Below are 19,930 nucleotides of genomic sequence, written 5' to 3' on the forward strand. Positions count from 1 at the left end.
GATGTATATGATTAATCATTTTGAACAAGCAATCAAGGCAGAAGTTAATGAGCTGTTTGAAACAATCAATATAAATACGTTAGAAGAAGCGAAGGACATGATCCTAAAGGCAGAAGATTGTAACGGAAGAGTACATGTAACAGGCATTGGCAAACCATCCTATGTATCTGGTTATATCGCTTCGTTGTTGTCGTCTACAGGAACTCCAGCTTATTTTTTAGATGGCACAGAGGCAGTACATGGTTCTAGTGGGCAAGTAAAGGAAAAAGATATAGTCATTGCAATTTCTAATAGTGGAGAAACAGAAGAGCTGCTCTACTCAATACGAACCTTAAAGGCAAATGGCGCAAAAATTATTGGTGTTTCCAAAAGTATTCAGTCTTCTCTGAGCCAGTTGTCTGATGTTTGTTTATGCACCTGCACGGAGGATGAAGGCGACGATTTGAATAAACCACCAAGAGCATCTATCATTAAGCAAACCCTGCTCTTGCAGGCTTTGTCGATTCTTTTGCAAGAAGAGAAGCAGATTTCTCCTCGAGACTATGTCACGTGGCATCCTGGGGGAGCTATTGGGGAGTCTTTGGGTGCGACAGGAGGATAAGAACGTACTCGATAAAATTGAGAAAGAGTGAAGCTTTTCCTAGGTTTATTCTTTCCTTATCCTGTTGGCAGTGATGATTGAATGAATTTAGAATTGTTTATAATGATTAAAAAGCTTTACAAACTGATGTCAAAACCAAGCAATAAATGTCATAGCAAATAAAACATAGAATGAAGGAAATTTATTACTTGATCTGGTGTTACTTGGCGATAGACGACTAATCTGAGTCAGCAAAACGTACGTTAGAATTTAGGTAATCTAGTTTTTCGGAAGAGATTCAATCAACGTAGATGGTATTCTTAACTATTTTGTGATTAGTACAAGTTGTTATCATCTATTCAGTATTTTTGATGTATCATCAGCTAATTTCCATTATTATAACAAGTGAGTTAAAAGAACGATTAGACGAATCACACATCGAAAAAATATTTACACCTTCCTCGTTTTACTGTAACCATGTTATAACATGTACTAAAAAGGTTCACTTTTTTAAGTGGCGAATTGTCAAATCAAGTGCAACACTTTATTGAAGAAGACTTCATAAGGTGTCTTCCAACCTAAACATTTTTTTGGTCTGCTATTTAGTTTTTCAACCATTCGATAGATCGTTGTATCTTCCACGGTATCCATTTCTTTTGTTTTCGGTAGATATTCCCTAATCAATCCATTCGTATTTTCATTCGTTCCGCGTTGCCATGGCGCATGAGGATCAGGAAAATAAAACGGAACGCCTTCCAAAGACTGGGTGACATCGAAGTGTTTAGAAAATTCTTTTCCTCTATCTGGAGTGATGGTTTTGACAAGCTCTCTATCAACAGTATTAAATAGTTCTGTCATCTTTTCGCAAACGTAAAGAGAATTTTTCTTGAGTGCTTTCCCTGCTATAAGAAAACGAGATTTCCGGTCAGTTAGCGTCACTAAACAAGCACCTCCTGTTTTCCCAGCCACTGTATCAGCTTCCCAATGCCCAATTTCACTCCGTTTTTCAGCAGTTTCAGGACGGTCGTGAATAGAGTGAGTGATTCGGATTTTCCCACGAGTTTCTGTATGGTTCTTAGTATGACGCGTTTTTCCTCTATGACGTAAAGAACGAACTAAACCGCGATTTCCTTTAGACAATGGAGTGATGTCAAACGTTCCATTATAAATTGCCCGATAAATCGTCACAAAACTGATGTGAAAATCGGCTTGCTCATAAGCTAATCGATTAGAAATCTCTTCTGGCGACCATTGAAGATCGACAAATAACCGGCGGACGATTGACCAAATCCGTGAATCATCTAGGATTTTATGTCGTCCACAATTTTTTCTGCGTACTTTATATTTCTTATTCGCATGGGAAGGTGAGTATTCTTTTTCACTATTTCTACTCAGTTCACGAGAGATTGTCGATTGGCTTCGATGGATGTCAGAACCAATCTCTCTAAGAGAACAGCCATTTTCATGGAGCAGAAAAATCCTTTCTCGCTCGACTATGGTAAGATGGGTGTAGTGGCTCATAATTGAATTCCTCCTGATAGTGTTCTTCGACAGACCTATTCTAGTTGGAAATTCGTTATGAGTCATTTTTTATGTGTTGCACTTAAATTGTAAATTCAAGGTGAAGTTAAAAAGAAATTGAAAAAACGGCGGATGATCGACAATAACAATCGATCATCTGTCTTTTTTTTTCGATTTAGATAAGTATTGTTCATCTTATAGTTTTATCATTCGATTGGTATTCTTCATAAAGAGCATAGCTACCTTTTGATTAAAATAGAAAATGAAGTAGAGATTGATATGAAAGCATTTAAGCAGTGTTGAATTCATGTTAGCAGAAGCTAAAAATTTTTTAATGCTTTTTATCTGTTTGAACAACTGAGAGATGAGGGATAATGAATGGTGTTGAGAGTAAACAAAGAAAGATGACGTTATTGGTGGATGACCTCAGCCCTCATTTTACTACGATTAATTGAGGTACTAAAATTTATGGACAATTTCACATAAAATATGCAGTGTTAATATCATTGTTTAGACAACTTGTATTCGATACTAAAGAAAAAATGTTATGAATGTTGTTGACTTATTATGTCAAGTTAGATATTATAATCTGTGAAAGCGTTACCTTGGGGAGGGATGTTTTTACTGATAATTTTTAAATGGTAAAAAACTGTGTGGATCGATTGACTAAGAAAGGGTGTAATTATGGAAAACGGATTAAGTATAATGCAAGCTGCAATTATTGCTTTATGGTGTTGGTTTATTTTGGCTAGGGTTTCTTTAGCCACATTACAATTAAGGTATGGAACATTAATGACTGCTTTAGTAATCGGTATAGTGATGGGGGATATTCCGGCAGCAATGACGGTTGGGGCTGCTGTTCAATTGGTATTGTTTAATGTTGGCGGAGCAGGTGGAGCTGCATCGGCCGAGCCTGCGATTGCAACTGCGATTGCTGTTCCGGTGGCTTTGATTAGTGATCTGGATGCTTCCTCAGCTGCTGCGATTGCTATTCCAATAGGTTTGTTAGGCGCTTATCTTTATCAGGCACGATTTTTTGTCAACACCTATATTATGAAACTGGTTGATAAATATGCGGCAAAGGGAAATAGCAGCGACTTAACCAAGACAATTATTGGTCTACCATTGCTTTCCGCATTTATTTTAGTCTTTCCAGTAATGTTTATTTCGTTGTATGCTGGAGCACCACTAGTAGCTGAGTTTAGTGCAAAATATATTCAAGGAACGGTCGCTCATGTACTTAGTGTAATTGGTGGAGGGTTAGCTGTCACAGGTTTAGTAGCCGGGATGGTTGCGATTGGTCGAGAAAAATTTATGATCTTTTTCCTAATGGCCTATTTCTTAGCTGTTAACTTGACCGATATCAATATTTTAACTTGGGCAATTATTGGAGGAGCGATCGCAGCAATTTATATATTAGGTAGAGATCACCATCAATTAGCACAACTTGAAAATGACGATTTGTAGAAAGGGGAATAAATAGATGGAAAACTCAATGGTAGAACCTTATAAAAAAAATCTGGATTTAAAGCCTGAGGAGATCACACCTAAAGATATCCGGAATTCTTGGATGCGCTGGTATTTTACTAATGAAATTCCTCATGCCTTTGATCGCTATACTGCAGCTGCATTGATGTGGGCACTGATGCCAGTACTTAAAAAAATATATAAAGATAAAGCTGAATTGAATGCAGCTTACCAAAGACACTTGTTGTTCTTTAACTCGAATGCTAGCTGGGGCGGTGGAACGATTACAGGTATCATGGTGTCAATGGAAGAAGAAAGAGCGACTCAAATATATGAAACGGGTGAGACGCAAATTTCAGATGAGGCCATCTACAATATAAAAGCAGGTTTAATGGGAGCTATGGCCGGGATTGGTGATTCGATTGACTCGTTTACTATCATGTATATTTTAATTTCTATTGGTTTACCTTGGGCTCAAGCTGGTAGTGTTTGGGGTGCATTATTTCCATGGGTAGCATTTGTTGCTTATCAATTCTTTATGGGCTGGAATTTCACTCGTATGGGCTATAACTTAGGGACTAAAGCAGCATCTGAATTGTTATCTGGACAAAAAAGTAAATCGATCATCGATGGATTATCGATTGTTGGTTTGTGGATGATGGGTGTTTTGATCAGTAACTACGTTAAAATATCATCTGGTTTCAAATGGACAACTGTTCAAGGTGAACAATCGTTGCAAGCATTATTTGATTCGATTTTACCAGGGTTATTACCTTTCGTGGCAGCTGCGGTGGTTTACTACTATTACACCAGAAAAGAATTCAATATCATGAAAGCTGTAATAGGTGTAACGTTGATTTTAGGTATTTTAGCAGCAATAGGTATTTTATAAAAGAGGGAGATTTATATTATGGGAGAAGTTGTTTTTGCAAGAGTAGACGAACGATTAATACACGGTCAAATCATGACTGCTATCGCACCTTCATCTGGTGCCAATTTAATATTATTAGTAGACGATGCAGCTGCCAAAGATACCTTCATGAAAGGTATTCATGAGGCTACTGGCTCAAGCAAAGGGATGAAAGCACGGGTGTTGAGTAATTCAGAAGCAATAAAACATTGGGAAAAAAATCAATTTGGGAAGAATAAAGTTTTACTAATCACTCAAACAATTGAAGGGATGCACGAATTAATTAAGGCGGGTGTAAAGGTTGATAAACTAAACGTTGGCGGTAAGTCACAAAAACCAGATACCGTTTCTATTATTAATGAGGTAAGTATTACACAAGAAGAATTCGACAGGTTAAAAGATTTGCATGATCATCATAGTGTTGAAATTTATGTGCAAGCGTTACCTAATATGAAACGGGTTGATTACAAAAATGTGGTGGATAAATTTAACTAGTATAGCAAGGATGATTAGATGGATATCAAAAATTTATTTACACGGTATGGTGCTTTTTCCAGTGTGAGACTTTCTAAGAATCAAAAAATTAGGTTTTTGACCACATTGTTCGGTGATTTTAAAGCTTTCGGATTTTCTACAGGAAAAATCTATAAAACAAACTACAAACAAAAATTAAGCATCATTGGTCTGATAGGAAACGTAAAAAAAAGTGAATTTCTGTACGTGACTTATTATGATACACCAGTTAGAAATTTTTCTAGCACCACTTATGAACCGTTTGATGAAAGTCAACTTAAAGCTCGTACTAGAAGAAACTATCTAATCCCTATGGTTAGTTTTTCAATTATATTTATAAGTTATGTTATTGGTATTCTGGTACCAATACTGCAAAAGGGTATCCAGCATATTGAGCAAATAATCTTAATTTTAATTTCTGTTCTAATGATGCTCATTTTAGCAAAAATAGTTCAATACGGTGGAATTCCTAGTCGTGATACGCTTGAAAGAAATACTTCAAGCATCATAACACTACTAAATTTTGCGGGCAGCTTAAACAAGGGGCAGAAAGAACAAGTTTCTTTTGCATTTGTTGATTATGGCACAGTCAACTATTTAGGCTACCATATTTTGAAGGAATTGATGGGAAATTCAAAATGTAAAGTTGTTTTTTTAGACAGTATAACAACTGATGAGACAGTTGTTGAAAGGAAAAAGAATAAATGGTTGGATGATAATTTTAACAAACCAGCATATATTTTTGGCCAACCAACCGCTAAAGAAAATCATTCACCTTTAGTTGAAGCTGTTGAAAAAACTACAGAGAATCTATTGGAACTTTTTAACGAGAGGAAGTAAGCGATGATTGTTAATATTGATCAATCAGTAGATGACATTTATCCGAAAGCTGTCAAATTGAGACACTATTTGCACGAAAATCCGGAAGAATCATCGAAAGAATTTAGTACTTCAGAATTTTTAAAACAAAAGGCATTTGATTTAGGGCTAATTGTTGAGGAGCTACTCCCGACAGATAAAACACCTCAATTTGATAGTGCAGGGACTGGATTTATTGCAATATTAGATACTGGTAGAGAAGGCAAAACGATTGGTTTAAGAACGGATATCGATGCTTTGCCCATAGTAGAAAATCAGCAAAATTTGAGTAGTGACCGATCAGTTATTTCTAAAAATGTGGGAGTTATGCATGCTTGTGCTCATGATGGACACATGACTACCGTACTGTCGGCAATGGAATTGTTGGTTTCAATTAAAAAGCAATTGAAAGGTAAAATCATCTTTATCTTTGAGGAAGGTGAAGAAAATAATACGGGAATTTGGCCAATGGTTGAGTTGTTGAAGACAAAAAATGTAGATGCAATTTATGGTAACCATTTAGCTTCATTTTTGGAAACAGGGAAAATTGCAGCCGATGCTGGTCCGGTAACTTCTTCAACGGCGAGAGTTCGGATGTTTGTTCACGGTAGGGGCGGGCATGCCTCAAGGCCAGATAAATCAATCAATCCTATATTTGCTGCAGCGAATATAGTGACGAATCTTGCAAGTGCTTGGGTGAATCAATTGGATATTGAAAAAACGATCACCTTAGGAATAACTCAATTTCAAGCAGGAGAAGCACGGAATGTTTTTCCTGAGGAAGTTTATATTGGTGGGACACTAAGATATTTTGATGAACAGATAGGTGAAGATGCTTCAAATGTCATTCGCAGCGTTGCGACAAATGTTGCAGCAGCACATCTTTGCACAATGGAATTCCCTGAAGATTTTGGACCAAGTACTCCATCGGTAGTAAATGATCCAGAACTAAGTAAAATAGTTCAAAATTTTGTGGAAAAGCAGTACCCTGATTCTTTGTTAAAAAATGTGAAATGGTTTGCTTCTGAGACATTTTCCCGTTACCAAGAAGTAGCTCCTTGTGTTTTTGTTTTTCATGGAATAAAAAATGATCAAGTTGGTTCGGGGGCTGAACACCATAACGAAAAATTTGATATGGATGACGAAGCACTAAAATACTCAATTGGAACGATGATTGGTTTTGCAATAGAAATGCTTGGTTAATAGTTAAGAATTGAGGAAAAGATAATGATTGGAATTTGTGTTACAACTCATGGAAATTTTGCTGAGGGGATAAAAAATTCTCTGGAAATGATAGCTGGACAAGTCGAAAATTTTGATGTATTGGGTCTTCATAAAGGTCAAGTGATGGAAGAGTTTCAAGATCAAGCTTTCAAAATCATCAAACAGCTTGATCAAGGTGAAGGGGTATTAGTATTTGTAGATATGTTAGGAGCTACCCCTTTTAACACAATTGCTTCTATTCGAGATAATCTGATTGAAGAAAAAATAAATTGTGGTGTGATCACTGGGTTAAATCTTCCAATGTTAATTGAGTCGACGATTATGAGAGAAAATCTTAACTTAAATGATTTGCTGGTTCATATGGGAAATACAGGTAAAGATAGTATATCTACATTAAATGTCTCATTATCAAGTTGATGTAGCCATTGTAAAAAACTATTACCTCTTTATACAGTAATCAAAATTTATTTAGAGATACGGATGAAGTACTGACAAAGAGAATTGAGATTATCTGCCGAAGTTGTTTGGCTTTAGTAGTTACTAAGCAGCTAGCTGAGTTTGGGAAATTGATTGTTGGTACAGTAACTGTTTGAACGATTAAAAGTGAAGGACGGTTTATCCTGACACCAGATTTTTGTAAAGTTGTTCTTAAGTTGTGTCAAAAAGAAAATATTTTGTGTATTCTTAAAGAAAAATCCGTCGAGATTTCAAACAGGGACGTACACTTAAGTTTTCCTTCAACTAATTACGGAGAGTTAGGTGCAATTAACGCATTGAAATAGCCTTATCTCGTTATTCCAACTGGAAGAATCAATAGTCAAAATATGTGGGAATATATTTCAGCTAAATCAGCAGCTGGGGAATTCACTATCATTTCTAAAAGGATTCTGTAAAAACGGCAAAGAGTATGCCATTAAAAAGTTTGAGCGAATGATAGAAAATTAAAAGAGCATTTTCGAATAGGCATAATGTGTTATATTGATTTCAAATAATCTTTAGTAAGGGTGAAGGAATTTATGGAAAACAAGATAGAAAAGGCAAAATTAGATCGCGACTCAAAAATACCATTATACAAACAACTATATTTTGAACTAAAAGATCTAATCGTTTCTAAAAAGATTAATGCTGGGGATACATTTTACTCTGAATCGGATTTAATTGAAGCCTTCGAAGTTAGTAGAATAACCGTAAGATCAGCATTACAGCTTTTAGAAAATGAAGGATATCTGGCACGTTCACAAGGAAACTCATCAATAGTTATTGATAAAAGTAAGTTTATGTGGGATCTAAATGATTTGACTGACGACTTGCGAACCTTTGATGAAAAACTTGTTACCAAATTAGTTTGTGTTTCAATTGAAAAACCAAATCAATCTGCTATTGATGAATTAAGACTAGGTGAAGAAGATGAATTTGTTTATAGAATTGAACGAGTGAGAGAAGTTGACGATAAGAAATTGGCTAGAACAATCGCTTATCTGCCCTATACCCACAAGATTGATGTTTCAATGTTTTTAGCAGACCCTAAGAAATCAACAACCAATTTATTAAGACGTAGTGGCGAAAATCCCACGTATGTTGAGGAAATGTTAGAAGCTCAAAACGCAGATGAAGTCACTTGTTCAATCCTAGAGTTACCAGAAAACGCAGCGATATTTTATCGCATCAGAACAACTTATGATGAGAAAGATAAACCACTAGAGTATTCAGAAAGTTATTACAACCCTAAATATAACAAGTATTATTCTACGAACCAATTAAAAAAATAAGACTCACATAAAATTAATGCAAGAGTACTCAAGTTCAAAAGAAAAGGAATGACAGTATGGATAAAAAAATACAAATGCTTGTAGGTCCGACTGTTTTGCCGTCTAAAGTGCAAGAGGCTATGGTTCACGATGCTTATTCCCATAGAAGTTTGTATTACAAAGAGGTCCAGCATCGAGTAACCGAAGGATTGAAAAAAATTTTTGGTACTGAAAATGATATGTTATTGCTAACAACTTCAGGAACAGGTGCTATGGAGGCTGTAATCCAGAATGTTTTTCTGCCAGGTGATGAGGTAATCATACCTATCAATGGTGTTTTTGGCGAACTATTTTATGATGTGGCTAAAGGTTATGATTTAAAAATAGTTCGTATTGATTTTGAATATGGTCATGAAGTGGACAGAGATAAAGTGCTTGAAGCAATCACTACTGAGACAAAGGGCATTTTAATGATCCACAATGAAAGTTCAACCGGTGTCATGAATGACGTGAAAAATCTGGGCCTAGGCTTGAAGGATTCGGATGTAGTATTAATTGTAGATAGTGTGAGTGGCGCAGGCGGAATTGAATTACAGATGGATGAGTGGAATATCGATGTACTTTTTACGGCTTCACAAAAAGCGTTGATGTCACCTCCAGGGCTTGCTTTTGTCAGTTTAAGTGATAAAGCTTGGGATTGTGTCGATCGTGTAAATAATCCAAAATATTTGTTTAATTTTAAAAGGGATCGTGAATATACGTTGCGTGATTTGACCGTTCATACTCCAGCAACACATACATTGTTAGCTGTTGATGCTGCTTTAGCATTGATAGTTGATGAGGGCCTTGAAAAGGTTATTCAAAGACACACAGCTAATGCAACACTGCTTAGAGGAGAGCTAAAAAAACTGGGGTTTGAATTGTTCGCTAAAAACGAGAAATATGCTTCTTCAACTCTAACATCGGTTTTTAGCAAAGATAATGCGGACTATTATGTAAAGGAACTAGCAAAAGAAAATATTATGATTGGAGGAGGGAAAAATCCTCTAAAAACAGATACTTTTCGAATTGGAACAATGGGTTACGTATCTCGCAATGACGTAATAGCTTGCATTGAAGCATTAAGAAGAATCGTGACAAGATAAATCTTTAAAAATGATAGAGTTGTAGAATCAGCTAACGACTTTATAGTTTTTAAATTTTAATTGGAAAGAGAGAGGAAATGGGAAGTTATAGTAATCGAAACTACTTAGAAGTTGATTTGAGGAAAATTAAGCAAAATGCTTTTCAAATAAAACAATATATTGGTGAAGCCAAATTGATGTCTGTTGTGAAAACTGATGCCTATGGTTTTGGGATTGACGTTATTCCAAAACATATTGAGATGTATAGCGATTGGTTTGCAGTGGCTACAAGTGAAGATGCATTAGCTATTCGAAAGCAAAATATTCATAAGCCTGTTTTGGTGTTAGGGTATGTGATGGATAGTCAAATTGCTGAAATGGTTCAACAGAAGATAACCTTAACGACTGTTTCATTGGATTATGTAGAACATTTGAATGAATTGGTCCCTGAAGGTAAGAATTTAGATGTTCATATTAAAATAGACACAGGCATGAATCGCATCGGACTCTATAGTAAAAATCATACTATCGCTCGTTTTGTTGAACAAGCGGAAAAAATTTTCGCGTTAAAAAATATTAATGTCACAGGAATTTATACTCACTTTGCAGCAGCTGGAAGCGCTAAAACTGAAGATATAGATTTCACTAAGCATCAATATGAAACCTTTAAGAATGTCGTTCTACAATTAGAAGAACTTGGCTATGATGTAGGAGTTAAGCACTGCTGTAACAGTGATGCTATTTTAAACTATCCTGAATTTAATATGGATATGGTAAGAGTAGGAAAATTTTTCTTTGGTTTTGGGCAAGAGGATGCAATGGAAAAATTAGGAACAACGCTCCCGTTCAAATTAACTGGTAGAATAATTCGCGTAAAAGAAATTTCAGAAGGTGAAACAGTAAGTTATGATCGAGCCTTTACAGCTAAAAGCTCAACAAAAATCGCGACTATTTCATTTGGTTATGGTGATGGACTCCGTAAAAATATGTATAAAGAATTAGAGGTCATTGTAAACGGAAAAAGAGCCCAAGTTACTGGGAAAATAAATATGGATTTTATGATGGTAAATGTCATAGGTAATATAGATGTGAATGAAGGGGACTGCGCCTTAATCATTGGAGCGGATGGACATGAAACAATTATGCCCTATGAAGTTGCAAGAATTGCTGAAGCCTCTACACCAGAGATTATTTCAGTTGTGAATAATCGGGTTCCACGGATCTATATCAATGGTGATGAGTAGGAAATTCTAATGAGGAGAATAAGTAATGGATTCTTTCTATAAAAAATATGGATTAAAAGAAGTGATTAATGCTTCTGGTCGGATGACTATTTTGGGTGTTTCAAAAGTTTCTGAATCTGTGATAGCAGCGCAACGTTTTGGCGGAGAGCATTTTTTTGAAATGGCCGAATTGTCTATTCAAATGGGCGCTTATTTAGCTAAATTGTTAAAAGTTGACGACGTCCAAATTGTATCATCTGCCTCTGCCGGGATTGCACAATCAGTTGCTGCTATTATCGGACAGGGTAGTAAGTATCACGTTTATCATCCATATACAGAAACTATTGTGAAGCGAGAAGTAATTGTACCCAAAGGACACAATGTTGATTATGGAACACCGGTGGAAGTTATGGTTGAGCTTGGCGGAGGGAAAGTTGTTGAAGCTGGTTATGCCAATATGTGTACGCCAGAACATTTAGAAATGATGATTAATGACAACACGGCTGCTATTTTATATATTAAAAGCCATCATACTGTGCAAAAAAGTATGCTAACAGTAACAGATACAGCGAAAATTGCAAAAAAGCATAATGTACCATTGATTGTTGATGCGGCCGCGGAAGAAGATTTATTTAAATATATTAATGAAGGTGCAGATCTAGTCATTTACTCGGGTGCAAAAGCGATGGAAGGCCCTAGTGCTGGCATGGTGATTGGCCAGAAAAATTGTATTAATTGGGTACGGCTGCAAGAAAAAGGAATCGGCCGTGCCATGAAAATTGGAAAAGACAATATTTTGGGATTGGTTCAAGCGGTAGAAGACTATTTGAATACGGGAAGTGAATCCGGGGAATCAATGAGGCAAAGACTTGAACCATTTGTAAGAAGTCTAAATACGATTGCCAATTTATCAGCAGAAATTGTTCAGGATAGTGCTGGACGAGATATATTTAGAGCCAGTGTAAAAGTAGCTGATAAAAAATCAGCAAAAGAGGTAATCGCCGAGTTGAAACAGAATGCCCCGGCCATTTATACGAGAGAATATCAGGCCAACAACGGTATTATCGAATTCGATGTTCGATCTGTAAACGCAGCTGAAATGAAAAAGATTATTGACCGATTAAAAGAAATTATGCGAGGAGTTTAATTATGTCACTTAGTCCAAACTATTATAAAGACCGGGTTTGTTTAAATGTTCTAGCTAATTCAGTGGAAAATGCTCAGGATTGTTATGAGGCAGCTGAAGGTCATGTTGTTTTAGGCGTTTTGTCTAAAAAATATTCAACTGATGAAGCGGCCATCGAAGATATGGAAAAATATCAAACTGCAACTAAAAATGCGTTATCTGTAGGATTAGGTGCAGGCGATCCTAACCAAAGTCAAATGGTCGCAAGAATTTCTAAAATACTGCAACCGCAACATATAAATCAAGTTTTTACTGGTATTGGTATTTCGAGAGCCTTATTAAATCAAACTGAAACAGTCATCAATGGTTTAATCTCGCCAAGTGGAAAAGTCGGATATGTAAATATAGCAACTGGACCATTAAGCTCAGAAGCACCGGCAGGAATCATTCCGATTGAGACCGCAATCAAATTGTTAAAGGATATGGGAGGAAGTTCGGTTAAATACTTTCCAATGAACGGTCTAGCTCATATTGATGAATTTAAAGCAGTAGCCGAAGCATGTGCCAACGATGATTTTTCTTTGGAACCAACCGGCGGAATTGACTTAGGAAATTTTGAAGAAATCCTGCAAATTGCTTTGGGTGCGGGTGTAAAAAAAGTTATTCCTCATGTTTATAGATCGATTATTGATTCAAATACTGGAGATACAAGACCTGAAGATGTTAGAATCTTGTTTGAGAAGGTAAAGGAACTTTTAGGATGACATTTTTTGAATGGTGAATTATATGAGTGTATAAAGGGGAGATTAGTAACCATTAGATGCAAATATAGTATACAGATTTAAATTAAACAAAAAGGAAGCATATCAATGGGATATGGCCACCATTCTATTTGTTATACCATTCTTTTGTACGTAAATATAGCAGCTTAGGGAGCGCATTTTCATTAGAGAATGTGCTCTTTTTGTGATCTTTCTGAAACTGGTGTGGACATTTTCAACGGTATCCGTAGTTTACCATGATTTTACGAATCTACTCCATAATCAAACAAATGTTCATCATAAGCGAAGTTCTGTTTTCGGACATCAATCGCTTCAGGATACCGGCATGAAAAGCTATCGAAAGCAACACGAGAAGCTTTAAAAGAAGAAGTCCCATAGAAGTTTTCATAAAAACAGCACGACAAGTAATCAAAAGTAGCATTATCTTACTGAGGAAACCATACTCTACTCATGAGTGCCATCTGATCCTTAAAGGCAATTCATATTTACCATCATCACAAACCTTATCACAAGTTCTGCGCCTATTAAAATAAGTAGGCCAAAAGGACAGTTTGAGATCGACAATCTCTTATTAAACCAATTAGATGAAAAAGTTTGCAAATTTATCTCATTAAAATATTTATCCAACAAAGGGTTATGCCAACAACAATTGGTGTAATGATCAACGACATTTTATGATCAAACATTGTTCCACCCTTTCAGGGCCAAACTGTCAAGAAGTAATATATCATTTTAAGATTAACTATGTAGATGCATAATTGCTACTACGATAGCTTGCATCAATGAATTTGTGATGAGTACTATATTATATGGAAAGGATTTGGAATATCTTGATTTATATAACGCCAATGGAGACTACAGTGTATTAGAACCTCGACAAAGTTGATTTGTAAAAGCGATCAAATTCTGATGACAATTGCTAATTATTAACCTCTAAACATAGCTGAAGGTTGTAGCACATGTAAGACTTTACGATGAATTGAAATTAACTCGAAAAGAAAGAAAAATCTGAAAAAAATTAAGTAAATTGATATAATGGTACTATTAATCGTGGAGGGAGTGTTAAAAATGGGTAAGAAAATGTTTAGATATCTAGGATTATTGTTGATAATGACGACTAATGTTATATCGCCGCTAACAGCAGTAGCCCAAACAACAATGGAGGTCAATTCTCACCAACAAGAAAAGTCTAAAATTGATACGAGAGAGGAAAATTATAAACTAGAAAATGATTTCGAAAAAATAGTTAATGAAGATAAAGAAATACCTGAAGCTTCAAAACAAGAAAGTGTTATATCGTCAGAAGATGTAGAAAATAATGCTAAATCGAGGGGGCCTACGGTTGATACTGCCGCCCCAAATGTAATTACTAGTATACGAATTACTGATTCTTTTGGTAATGCCATAAATACGTCAATAGGGTCATGGGATTCATTTCGTATTTATGGAGATTTTACAATTCCAAATAATCAAGTAAGTGTTGGGAATACAACAACAATCACATTGCCAAACACGCTAACTTTTTATGCAACAGAAAGTTTTGATGTTAAGGATAGGGAAGGAAATGTTGTTGCGAATGCTGTTATTGATTCTAATACAAAAACAGTTGTATTGACTTACACAGACTTTGTAGAAAAAAATTCAGATATTTCTGGAACATTTTTTTTCTATGCTAAAGTTGATACTGAAATCGTAAAGGAAAAAGAAACTATAAGCGTTGATGTTGATGTTGACGGAACAGTAATTAATGGTGGCAAGTTGGATTACGATGGGCCGGGTGGAAAAAATGAAGATCCTATTGAAAAAAGTGGTTGGGTAGACCCGGCTAAATCTGATACATTGAATTATTATTTAGCAATCAATCATGATCAACAAACTTACGCAAATACTACTGTGAAAGATCGTCTAGATTTTTATGGAGCACAAATAGATATAAGTAGTTTTCAAATATTAAAAGGAAATTGGGTCTGGGATAATTCTATACCTTCCTGGAATCTTGAGAATCAAACTGATGTTACAACTGAGTATATAGTGAATTTAGATCCAGATGACAAGGGCTTTACAATACAATTAGGTGATATAAAAAAAGATGAGGGTTTTGTAATTAAATATAATGTTTTGTTAAGTTATATTCCAAATGATGGTGAAAAGTTTAATAATAAAGCAGTATTAAATTCAAATAAAGAAATCGTAAGTGAAGTGGAAAGCCAAATAAAATACCAAAAAGGTGGGGGGACTGCAGAAGGATATACTTATGCCATAAAAATCCAAAAAAAAGATGGTGAAGGAAATGCTTTAGCAGAGGCTGAATTTGAAATTGTTAGAGATAGAACGGGACAAGTTGTTGGAACGATTATTTCAGATGCATTAGGTAATGCTCAATTAAAAAATGTGTTAAAAGATAATTATACAGTAAAGGAAATAAAAGCTCCTGATGGGTACCAGTTATCAACTCAAGAACTAAAAATTTCACCAGCGGATTTTGATAGTAATAAAGAATACAACATGGAATTTATAAATAGAAAGATCAGTAGTACTAAAATGAATTTAACAGCCAATAAAAAATTGACTGGTAAGACCTTAAATGCTGGAGACTTTAACTTCGAATTGAAGGACAGTGACGGGAAAGTACTGCAAACAAAGAGTAATAATGCCCAAGGAGCAATCAACTTTGACGAAATTACTTACGATAAAGCAGGTACTTATACGTACACCATCGAAGAAGTGCAAGGAACTCAAGTAGGAATGACTTATGACCCGCATGTGACAACTGTAGCTGTAACAGTGAAAGATAATAATGGGAATTTAGAAGCAACAGCAGCTTATACTGGTGATCAAACTTTCAACAATAGTTATAAACCATCAAATGGAGCAGTCTTTTTAACAGCCAATAAAAAATTGACTGGTAAGACCTTAAATGCTGGAGACTTTAACTTCGAATTGAAGGACAGTGACGGGAAAGTACTGCAAACAAAGAGTAATGATGCCCAAGGAGCAATCAACTTTGACGAAATTACTTACGATAAAGCAGGTACTTATACGTACACCATCGAAGAAGTGCAAGGAACTCAAGTAGGAATGACTTATGACTCGCATGTGATAACTGTAGCTGTAACAGTGAAAGATAATAATGGGAAGTTAGAAGCAACAGCAGCTTATACTGGTGATCAAACTTTCAACAATAGTTATAAACCATCAACTACAATTACAACAACTCAAAAAAATAACAATAGCAGTAGTGGAGTTGGAAAATCATCCGGTAAGTTACTTCCAGTTACAGGGGAAAAGAAATCAGTAACACTAACCTTGGTAGGATTTTCAATAGTTTTTATTGTAGTATTGTGCGCAATTCAAAAAAAATATAAAAAGGAAAATTAATCTTAATTTTTTTAAGAAGCAAAATTTTGATACATGGAACATAGAGAGGGGGTGTCAACTAAACTGTGGAAATTATCTAGCTGAAAGTCTTTCTACACGGTAAAGATATTCATTGGCTTACTCAGTAAGGAATGGTCCGATTGAAAGCATGGATAGATAAACCCAGTCTTACGATAGATACACAGCATACTTTTTCAATTCGGAAAGAGAAGGATTCGTTGGTCATCAATTAATTGATGACCATCGCCCAATTTTGGATCCGACCACCATTCTTTTGTACGTAAATATAGAAGCTTAAGGAGTGCATTCTCAACGGCATTCGTAACATACATGATTTTACGAATCGCGAAGAAAAATCAAACAATTGCCTAACATGAGCAAAGCCCCTTTAGTTTCACTTAGAAAAAGAAAAACTGTGAAGCAACCACCTACTTGGAATCAATGGTTACTCACACAGTTAAGGTTAAAATATTAAGTTCGTTGCAAAATACTTCCTACGTAGAATTTGTTTGATTTTAACCAGACACGTCCTAATTCAATGATCGAATCATCATCTAAATGAACAAGCTGTTCTTGATAAAGCAATGGAGAGTTTTCTTCAACTTGAAGAAGCTCCGAAATCGTTTTAGTTGAAGGGACAGCGGCAAAAGAAGTCTCGCTGTAGGCTACCTTATGTTTACTATAATTTTCAACGATGTTAAACAGACTTTCATGAGCGTAATCTGCAGTATCAATATCTGGTGCTAATTGAATGTTGATATTATTTTGGATAAACATTACCACTTCATCATGAACCGTCCGCGTCCGTTCAATAAACAAGTAGTCATCGTCTATATTGATTTTTAACATGCGAGCGATTTTTTCGTCGGCCTGTCGTTTTTCTAAATTAATTAATTTTGTATCAAACTCAAGGCCTTGGTTTTTCATTGATTCAGAGAAGGAAATCAATCCTTCAGCAAAGGGAAAACTGATATTCTCATCAATGACAAAGGTTCCTTTTCCTTGTTTTTGCGTCAATACTTTTTCTTCTACTAACAAAGCAATCGCTTTCTTAATCGTTCCACGACTTACATCAAAAAGTTCCATGAGATCTTTCTCGGTAGATATTTTATCCCCTTTTTTCCATTCGCCTTTTTCTATTTTCTTTTGAATATAGTCCATCACTTGTTCATAAATTGGTATTAATGAATTTTTATCGATTTCCATAAAGTCAATTCTCCTAACTCTTAGTCGAAAAGTTCTTGCTCTCATTATATCCAATTTCACCTGTGATATGTAGGAATAATTCTCTAAAAATTGAACTAAATGACAATGGTTATTTTTTTGTTGATCATGACGAAAAATTAAGAATAAAAAAACTACATTTTGATTGAGATTGTATCGCCGACCTTGAGATTAGGCAAGTCTTTGTGTTCAACATAGATGGTACCAGGCATGTCACAAGTAGTCGCACCATTAAAATTGATAGTGATATGTCCGAGATTCCTCAAATTTTCTTCAGCAACTTCACCGACAGCTGTAATATTGTAGGCGTTCTCATTAAACCAGATCTTCATTCCAGGTGCGATGCTTTGCTGAATCGGCTTGATTAGAATCTTATAACAAAAATCACTTAGTTCAGGCGGAGCAGCTTCTCCAAAGAGCAACAACATATCCTCCAGTTTGAAATCCTCAGCATCTTCACCAATCGCAATTACTTGAGTTTCAAAAATGTTCATTCTACTTCCTCCTCGAAATATTTTGATAAACCCTATTGACAAATGAAAGCGTTCCTATTACTATACCATTATAGACGTTTATATATGTATAGTAACAAATTTTAGCATTTATCACAAGTAGGGGAGGATTTGTTCGTTTCGTTGGTTTTTTGATCTTAATTAAAGAAAGGGAGTTTACGTATGGATTTCTTAGTAAGTATTGCTGAACATTTTACTGGTTTGTTCCAAGCTGGCGCCGACCAATTTACTTCGTTTGTTGGAGGAATGATCCCGCTAATCGCCTGTCTGATTCTTTTTGTTAATGCTCTTATTCAATTTATCGGTGAAGATCGAGTCTTTGGTTTCATGAAAAAAATGACGCGATTTACGATTTTGAGATACACAATCATTCCGTTCATGGCTTGTTTCTTTTTGACCAATCCAATGTGTTATACCTTTGGAACCTTTTTAGAAGAGGAGTATAAAGCAGGGTTTTATGATTCGACGGTTTCAATGCTCCATCCGATTACAGGCTTGTTCCCACATGCTAATTCCTCAGAATTATTTGTTTGGTTGGGTGTTTCTGGCGGGTTTGCAACGGTTGGTAATCAGAGTGATTTGGCGATTCGCTTCCTATTAACAGGTTTTGTAATTTGCTTGATCAGAGGAATTGTTACCGAACAGTTAGCAAGACGCTTTGCCGCTAGAAGATCCGCTGAAGTTTCTGAAACATAGGAAAATGAAAAAGAAAGGGACGAAGTGATATGTATAACTCAATTAAAATTTCTCATGGAAATGGCGGCTGGGGTGGCCCGTTAGTAGTAAAACCAACAGATGAAAAGAAATACGTCATTAGTGTCACAACAGGTGGTGTTCATCCAGTTGCTGAACGAATTGCAGAATTATCTGGTGCGACAGTGATTGATCAGTTTACCAATCCAATCGATACGGGGGAAGCTTTCTGTGCTGTAATTGATTGTGCAGGGATTGCTAGGTGTGGTACTTATCCGAAACTAGGAATTCCAACAGTCAATGTGAAATTAGGCTCACCTTCTGGTCCATTAGCAAAATATATTACGGAAGATATCTTTGTTTCAGGTGTTGTGCCAGAAAGTATTGCTCTTGCTGAAGGCGATGAAGCACCGATTTCTTCAACAGTAAAAGAAACAGCTGTCCAAGGGCCAAAGAAAAGCATTACCAAAGAAGCTCGGGAAAAATATGAATCCAACAAGACGAAAAGCAATGGCATGATGGATGCAATTAATAAAGTCGGTGTAGGTGTAGGTAATGTTATCAACGTCATTTATCAGGCAGCTCGCGATACAGTTGATACGTTGGTGCGAAATATTATTCCTTTCATGCTATTCGTATCAGTGTTAATCGGGATTATTAACTATACAGGTTTTGCAGATGTTATTGCTAATCTATTGTCACCATTGGCAGGAAGTATTTGGGGATTGATCGCGATCGGACTGTTTTGTAGTATCCCATTCCTTTCGCCGCTGATTTGTCCAGGAGCAATTATTGCTTCGGTAATCAGTCTTTTGATTGGGAACCAAATTGCAAGCGGGACAATTCCTGCTCATTATGCATTACCAGCTTTATATGCAGTGAACTGTCAGGTTGGATCAGATTTTGCCCCAGTTGGTTTGACATTAATGGAAGCAAAACCAGAAACGATCGAAAATGGCGTACCGGCCTTTTTAATCGGGAAACTATTAACAGGACCATTAGCAATCATTATTGCGTATTTTGCCTCATTTGGACTGTAAAAGATAG

General features: G+C 35.9%; 18 protein-coding genes and 2 pseudogenes. 15 read left to right on the forward strand and 5 right to left on the reverse strand.

All coding sequences use genetic code 11. From position 1 onward, the window contains the following. The first annotated feature begins 7 nt into the window (after positions 1 to 7). Entirely contained in the window at positions 8 to 601 is a 594-nt protein-coding gene (locus IGI49_RS16170; RefSeq protein WP_429964934.1) for an SIS domain-containing protein, read from the forward strand. Between the two features lie 504 nt (positions 602 to 1,105). Here the strand turns inward: IGI49_RS16170 and IGI49_RS16175 are convergent. Then, positions 1,106 to 2,101: an IS30 family transposase gene (locus IGI49_RS16175; protein WP_429962504.1), complete on the reverse strand. Its 996-nt coding sequence runs from the start codon at positions 2,099 to 2,101 to the stop codon at positions 1,106 to 1,108. A 684-nt stretch (positions 2,102 to 2,785) separates the two neighbouring features. Between IGI49_RS16175 and IGI49_RS16180 the strand changes: the two genes are divergently transcribed. The 11 genes from IGI49_RS16180 (at position 2,786) to dagF (ending at position 13,058) form a co-directional block, all read left to right on the forward strand. Then, a complete protein-coding gene (locus IGI49_RS16180; protein WP_429962505.1) occupies positions 2,786 to 3,568 on the forward strand; it encodes a PTS sugar transporter subunit IIC in 783 nt (260 codons plus the stop codon). Between the two features lie 16 nt (positions 3,569 to 3,584). Continuing rightward, positions 3,585 to 4,460: a PTS system mannose/fructose/sorbose family transporter subunit IID gene (locus IGI49_RS16185; RefSeq protein ID WP_429962506.1), complete on the forward strand. Its 876-nt coding sequence runs from the start codon at positions 3,585 to 3,587 to the stop codon at positions 4,458 to 4,460. An 18-nt stretch (positions 4,461 to 4,478) separates the two neighbouring features. Next, the gene (locus tag IGI49_RS16190; protein ID WP_429962507.1) at positions 4,479 to 4,973 is read left to right on the forward strand and encodes a PTS system mannose/fructose/N-acetylgalactosamine-transporter subunit IIB; all 495 of its coding nucleotides are present in this window, start codon (positions 4,479 to 4,481) and stop codon (positions 4,971 to 4,973) included. 18 nt (positions 4,974 to 4,991) lie between these two features. Further along, positions 4,992 to 5,831: a hypothetical protein gene (locus IGI49_RS16195; RefSeq protein WP_429962508.1), complete on the forward strand. Its 840-nt coding sequence runs from the start codon at positions 4,992 to 4,994 to the stop codon at positions 5,829 to 5,831. 3 nt (positions 5,832 to 5,834) lie between these two features. Next, positions 5,835 to 7,052, forward strand: a complete 1,218-nt coding sequence (locus IGI49_RS16200; RefSeq protein ID WP_429962509.1) for an amidohydrolase — start codon at positions 5,835 to 5,837, stop codon at positions 7,050 to 7,052. Positions 7,053 to 7,076: 24 nt separating this feature from the next. After that, complete coding sequence (locus IGI49_RS16205; protein ID WP_429962510.1) at positions 7,077 to 7,490, forward strand: PTS sugar transporter subunit IIA; 414 nt, start codon at positions 7,077 to 7,079, stop codon at positions 7,488 to 7,490. A gap of 599 nt (positions 7,491 to 8,089) precedes the next feature. Further along, positions 8,090 to 8,842 (forward strand): GntR family transcriptional regulator, encoded by a 753-nt coding sequence (locus tag IGI49_RS16210; protein WP_429962511.1) that lies wholly within the window; start codon positions 8,090 to 8,092, stop codon positions 8,840 to 8,842. 56 nt (positions 8,843 to 8,898) lie between these two features. After that, positions 8,899 to 9,966: a pyridoxal-phosphate-dependent aminotransferase family protein gene (locus tag IGI49_RS16215; RefSeq protein ID WP_429962512.1), complete on the forward strand. Its 1,068-nt coding sequence runs from the start codon at positions 8,899 to 8,901 to the stop codon at positions 9,964 to 9,966. A gap of 77 nt (positions 9,967 to 10,043) precedes the next feature. Continuing rightward, positions 10,044 to 11,189, forward strand: a complete 1,146-nt coding sequence (alr, locus tag IGI49_RS16220) for an alanine racemase (RefSeq protein ID WP_429962513.1) — start codon at positions 10,044 to 10,046, stop codon at positions 11,187 to 11,189. Between the two features lie 25 nt (positions 11,190 to 11,214). After that, the gene (locus IGI49_RS16225; protein ID WP_429962514.1) at positions 11,215 to 12,315 is read left to right on the forward strand and encodes a DgaE family pyridoxal phosphate-dependent ammonia lyase; all 1,101 of its coding nucleotides are present in this window, start codon (positions 11,215 to 11,217) and stop codon (positions 12,313 to 12,315) included. 2 nt (positions 12,316 to 12,317) lie between these two features. After that, a complete protein-coding gene (dagF, locus tag IGI49_RS16230) occupies positions 12,318 to 13,058 on the forward strand; it encodes a 2-dehydro-3-deoxy-phosphogluconate aldolase (RefSeq protein WP_429962515.1) in 741 nt (246 codons plus the stop codon). 127 nt (positions 13,059 to 13,185) lie between these two features. Here the strand turns inward: dagF and IGI49_RS16235 are convergent. Then, positions 13,186 to 13,486, reverse strand: a pseudogene (locus tag IGI49_RS16235) (IS256 family transposase); the annotation flags it as partial. A 658-nt stretch (positions 13,487 to 14,144) separates the two neighbouring features. Here IGI49_RS16235 and IGI49_RS16240 point away from each other — a divergent pair. Then, positions 14,145 to 16,454, forward strand: a complete 2,310-nt coding sequence (locus IGI49_RS16240; protein WP_429962516.1) for a Spy0128 family protein — start codon at positions 14,145 to 14,147, stop codon at positions 16,452 to 16,454. Positions 16,455 to 16,683: 229 nt separating this feature from the next. On the opposite strand, the pseudogene IGI49_RS16245 reads toward IGI49_RS16240, so the two are convergent. The 3 genes and pseudogenes from IGI49_RS16245 to IGI49_RS16255 form a co-directional block, all read right to left on the reverse strand. Continuing rightward, a pseudogene (locus IGI49_RS16245) lies at positions 16,684 to 16,842 on the reverse strand (IS256 family transposase); the annotation flags it as partial. Between the two features lie 83 nt (positions 16,843 to 16,925). Next, a complete protein-coding gene (locus IGI49_RS16250) occupies positions 16,926 to 17,660 on the reverse strand; it encodes a GntR family transcriptional regulator (protein WP_429962517.1) in 735 nt (244 codons plus the stop codon). Between the two features lie 152 nt (positions 17,661 to 17,812). Then, positions 17,813 to 18,172, reverse strand: coding sequence for a PTS glucitol/sorbitol transporter subunit IIA (locus IGI49_RS16255; RefSeq protein ID WP_429962518.1), 360 nt, complete (start codon positions 18,170 to 18,172; stop codon positions 17,813 to 17,815). Positions 18,173 to 18,352: 180 nt separating this feature from the next. Between IGI49_RS16255 and srlA the strand changes: the two genes are divergently transcribed. Both srlA and srlE read left to right on the forward strand, forming a co-directional pair. Continuing rightward, complete coding sequence (srlA, locus tag IGI49_RS16260; RefSeq protein WP_207700597.1) at positions 18,353 to 18,886, forward strand: PTS glucitol/sorbitol transporter subunit IIC; 534 nt, start codon at positions 18,353 to 18,355, stop codon at positions 18,884 to 18,886. A 29-nt stretch (positions 18,887 to 18,915) separates the two neighbouring features. After that, positions 18,916 to 19,923 (forward strand): PTS glucitol/sorbitol transporter subunit IIB, encoded by a 1,008-nt coding sequence (gene srlE / locus IGI49_RS16265; RefSeq protein ID WP_429962519.1) that lies wholly within the window; start codon positions 18,916 to 18,918, stop codon positions 19,921 to 19,923. Positions 19,924 to 19,930 lie beyond the last annotated feature (7 nt).

Origin of the sequence: Enterococcus sp. AZ071 (assembly GCF_050499065.1) — a bacterium.
In the GTDB taxonomy this organism is placed as follows: domain Bacteria; phylum Bacillota; class Bacilli; order Lactobacillales; family Enterococcaceae; genus Enterococcus_A; species Enterococcus_A ferrettii.

What these genes read in the sequence shown, in the direction of transcription:
- IGI49_RS16170 (WP_429964934.1), top strand. Translation starts at nt 8, where the DNA reads ATGATTAATCATTTTGAACAAGCAATCAAGGCAGAAGTTAATGAGCTG.
- IGI49_RS16175 (WP_429962504.1), bottom strand. Translation starts at nt 2,101, where the DNA reads ATGAGCCACTACACCCATCTTACCATAGTCGAGCGAGAAAGGATTTTT.
- IGI49_RS16180 (WP_429962505.1), top strand. Translation starts at nt 2,786, where the DNA reads ATGGAAAACGGATTAAGTATAATGCAAGCTGCAATTATTGCTTTATGG.
- IGI49_RS16185 (WP_429962506.1), top strand. Translation starts at nt 3,585, where the DNA reads ATGGAAAACTCAATGGTAGAACCTTATAAAAAAAATCTGGATTTAAAG.
- IGI49_RS16190 (WP_429962507.1), top strand. Translation starts at nt 4,479, where the DNA reads ATGGGAGAAGTTGTTTTTGCAAGAGTAGACGAACGATTAATACACGGT.
- IGI49_RS16195 (WP_429962508.1), top strand. Translation starts at nt 4,992, where the DNA reads ATGGATATCAAAAATTTATTTACACGGTATGGTGCTTTTTCCAGTGTG.
- IGI49_RS16200 (WP_429962509.1), top strand. Translation starts at nt 5,835, where the DNA reads ATGATTGTTAATATTGATCAATCAGTAGATGACATTTATCCGAAAGCT.
- IGI49_RS16205 (WP_429962510.1), top strand. Translation starts at nt 7,077, where the DNA reads ATGATTGGAATTTGTGTTACAACTCATGGAAATTTTGCTGAGGGGATA.
- IGI49_RS16210 (WP_429962511.1), top strand. Translation starts at nt 8,090, where the DNA reads ATGGAAAACAAGATAGAAAAGGCAAAATTAGATCGCGACTCAAAAATA.
- IGI49_RS16215 (WP_429962512.1), top strand. Translation starts at nt 8,899, where the DNA reads ATGGATAAAAAAATACAAATGCTTGTAGGTCCGACTGTTTTGCCGTCT.
- alr (WP_429962513.1), top strand. Translation starts at nt 10,044, where the DNA reads ATGGGAAGTTATAGTAATCGAAACTACTTAGAAGTTGATTTGAGGAAA.
- IGI49_RS16225 (WP_429962514.1), top strand. Translation starts at nt 11,215, where the DNA reads ATGGATTCTTTCTATAAAAAATATGGATTAAAAGAAGTGATTAATGCT.
- dagF (WP_429962515.1), top strand. Translation starts at nt 12,318, where the DNA reads ATGTCACTTAGTCCAAACTATTATAAAGACCGGGTTTGTTTAAATGTT.
- IGI49_RS16240 (WP_429962516.1), top strand. Translation starts at nt 14,145, where the DNA reads ATGGGTAAGAAAATGTTTAGATATCTAGGATTATTGTTGATAATGACG.
- IGI49_RS16250 (WP_429962517.1), bottom strand. Translation starts at nt 17,660, where the DNA reads ATGGAAATCGATAAAAATTCATTAATACCAATTTATGAACAAGTGATG.
- IGI49_RS16255 (WP_429962518.1), bottom strand. Translation starts at nt 18,172, where the DNA reads ATGAACATTTTTGAAACTCAAGTAATTGCGATTGGTGAAGATGCTGAG.
- srlA (WP_207700597.1), top strand. Translation starts at nt 18,353, where the DNA reads ATGGATTTCTTAGTAAGTATTGCTGAACATTTTACTGGTTTGTTCCAA.
- srlE (WP_429962519.1), top strand. Translation starts at nt 18,916, where the DNA reads ATGTATAACTCAATTAAAATTTCTCATGGAAATGGCGGCTGGGGTGGC.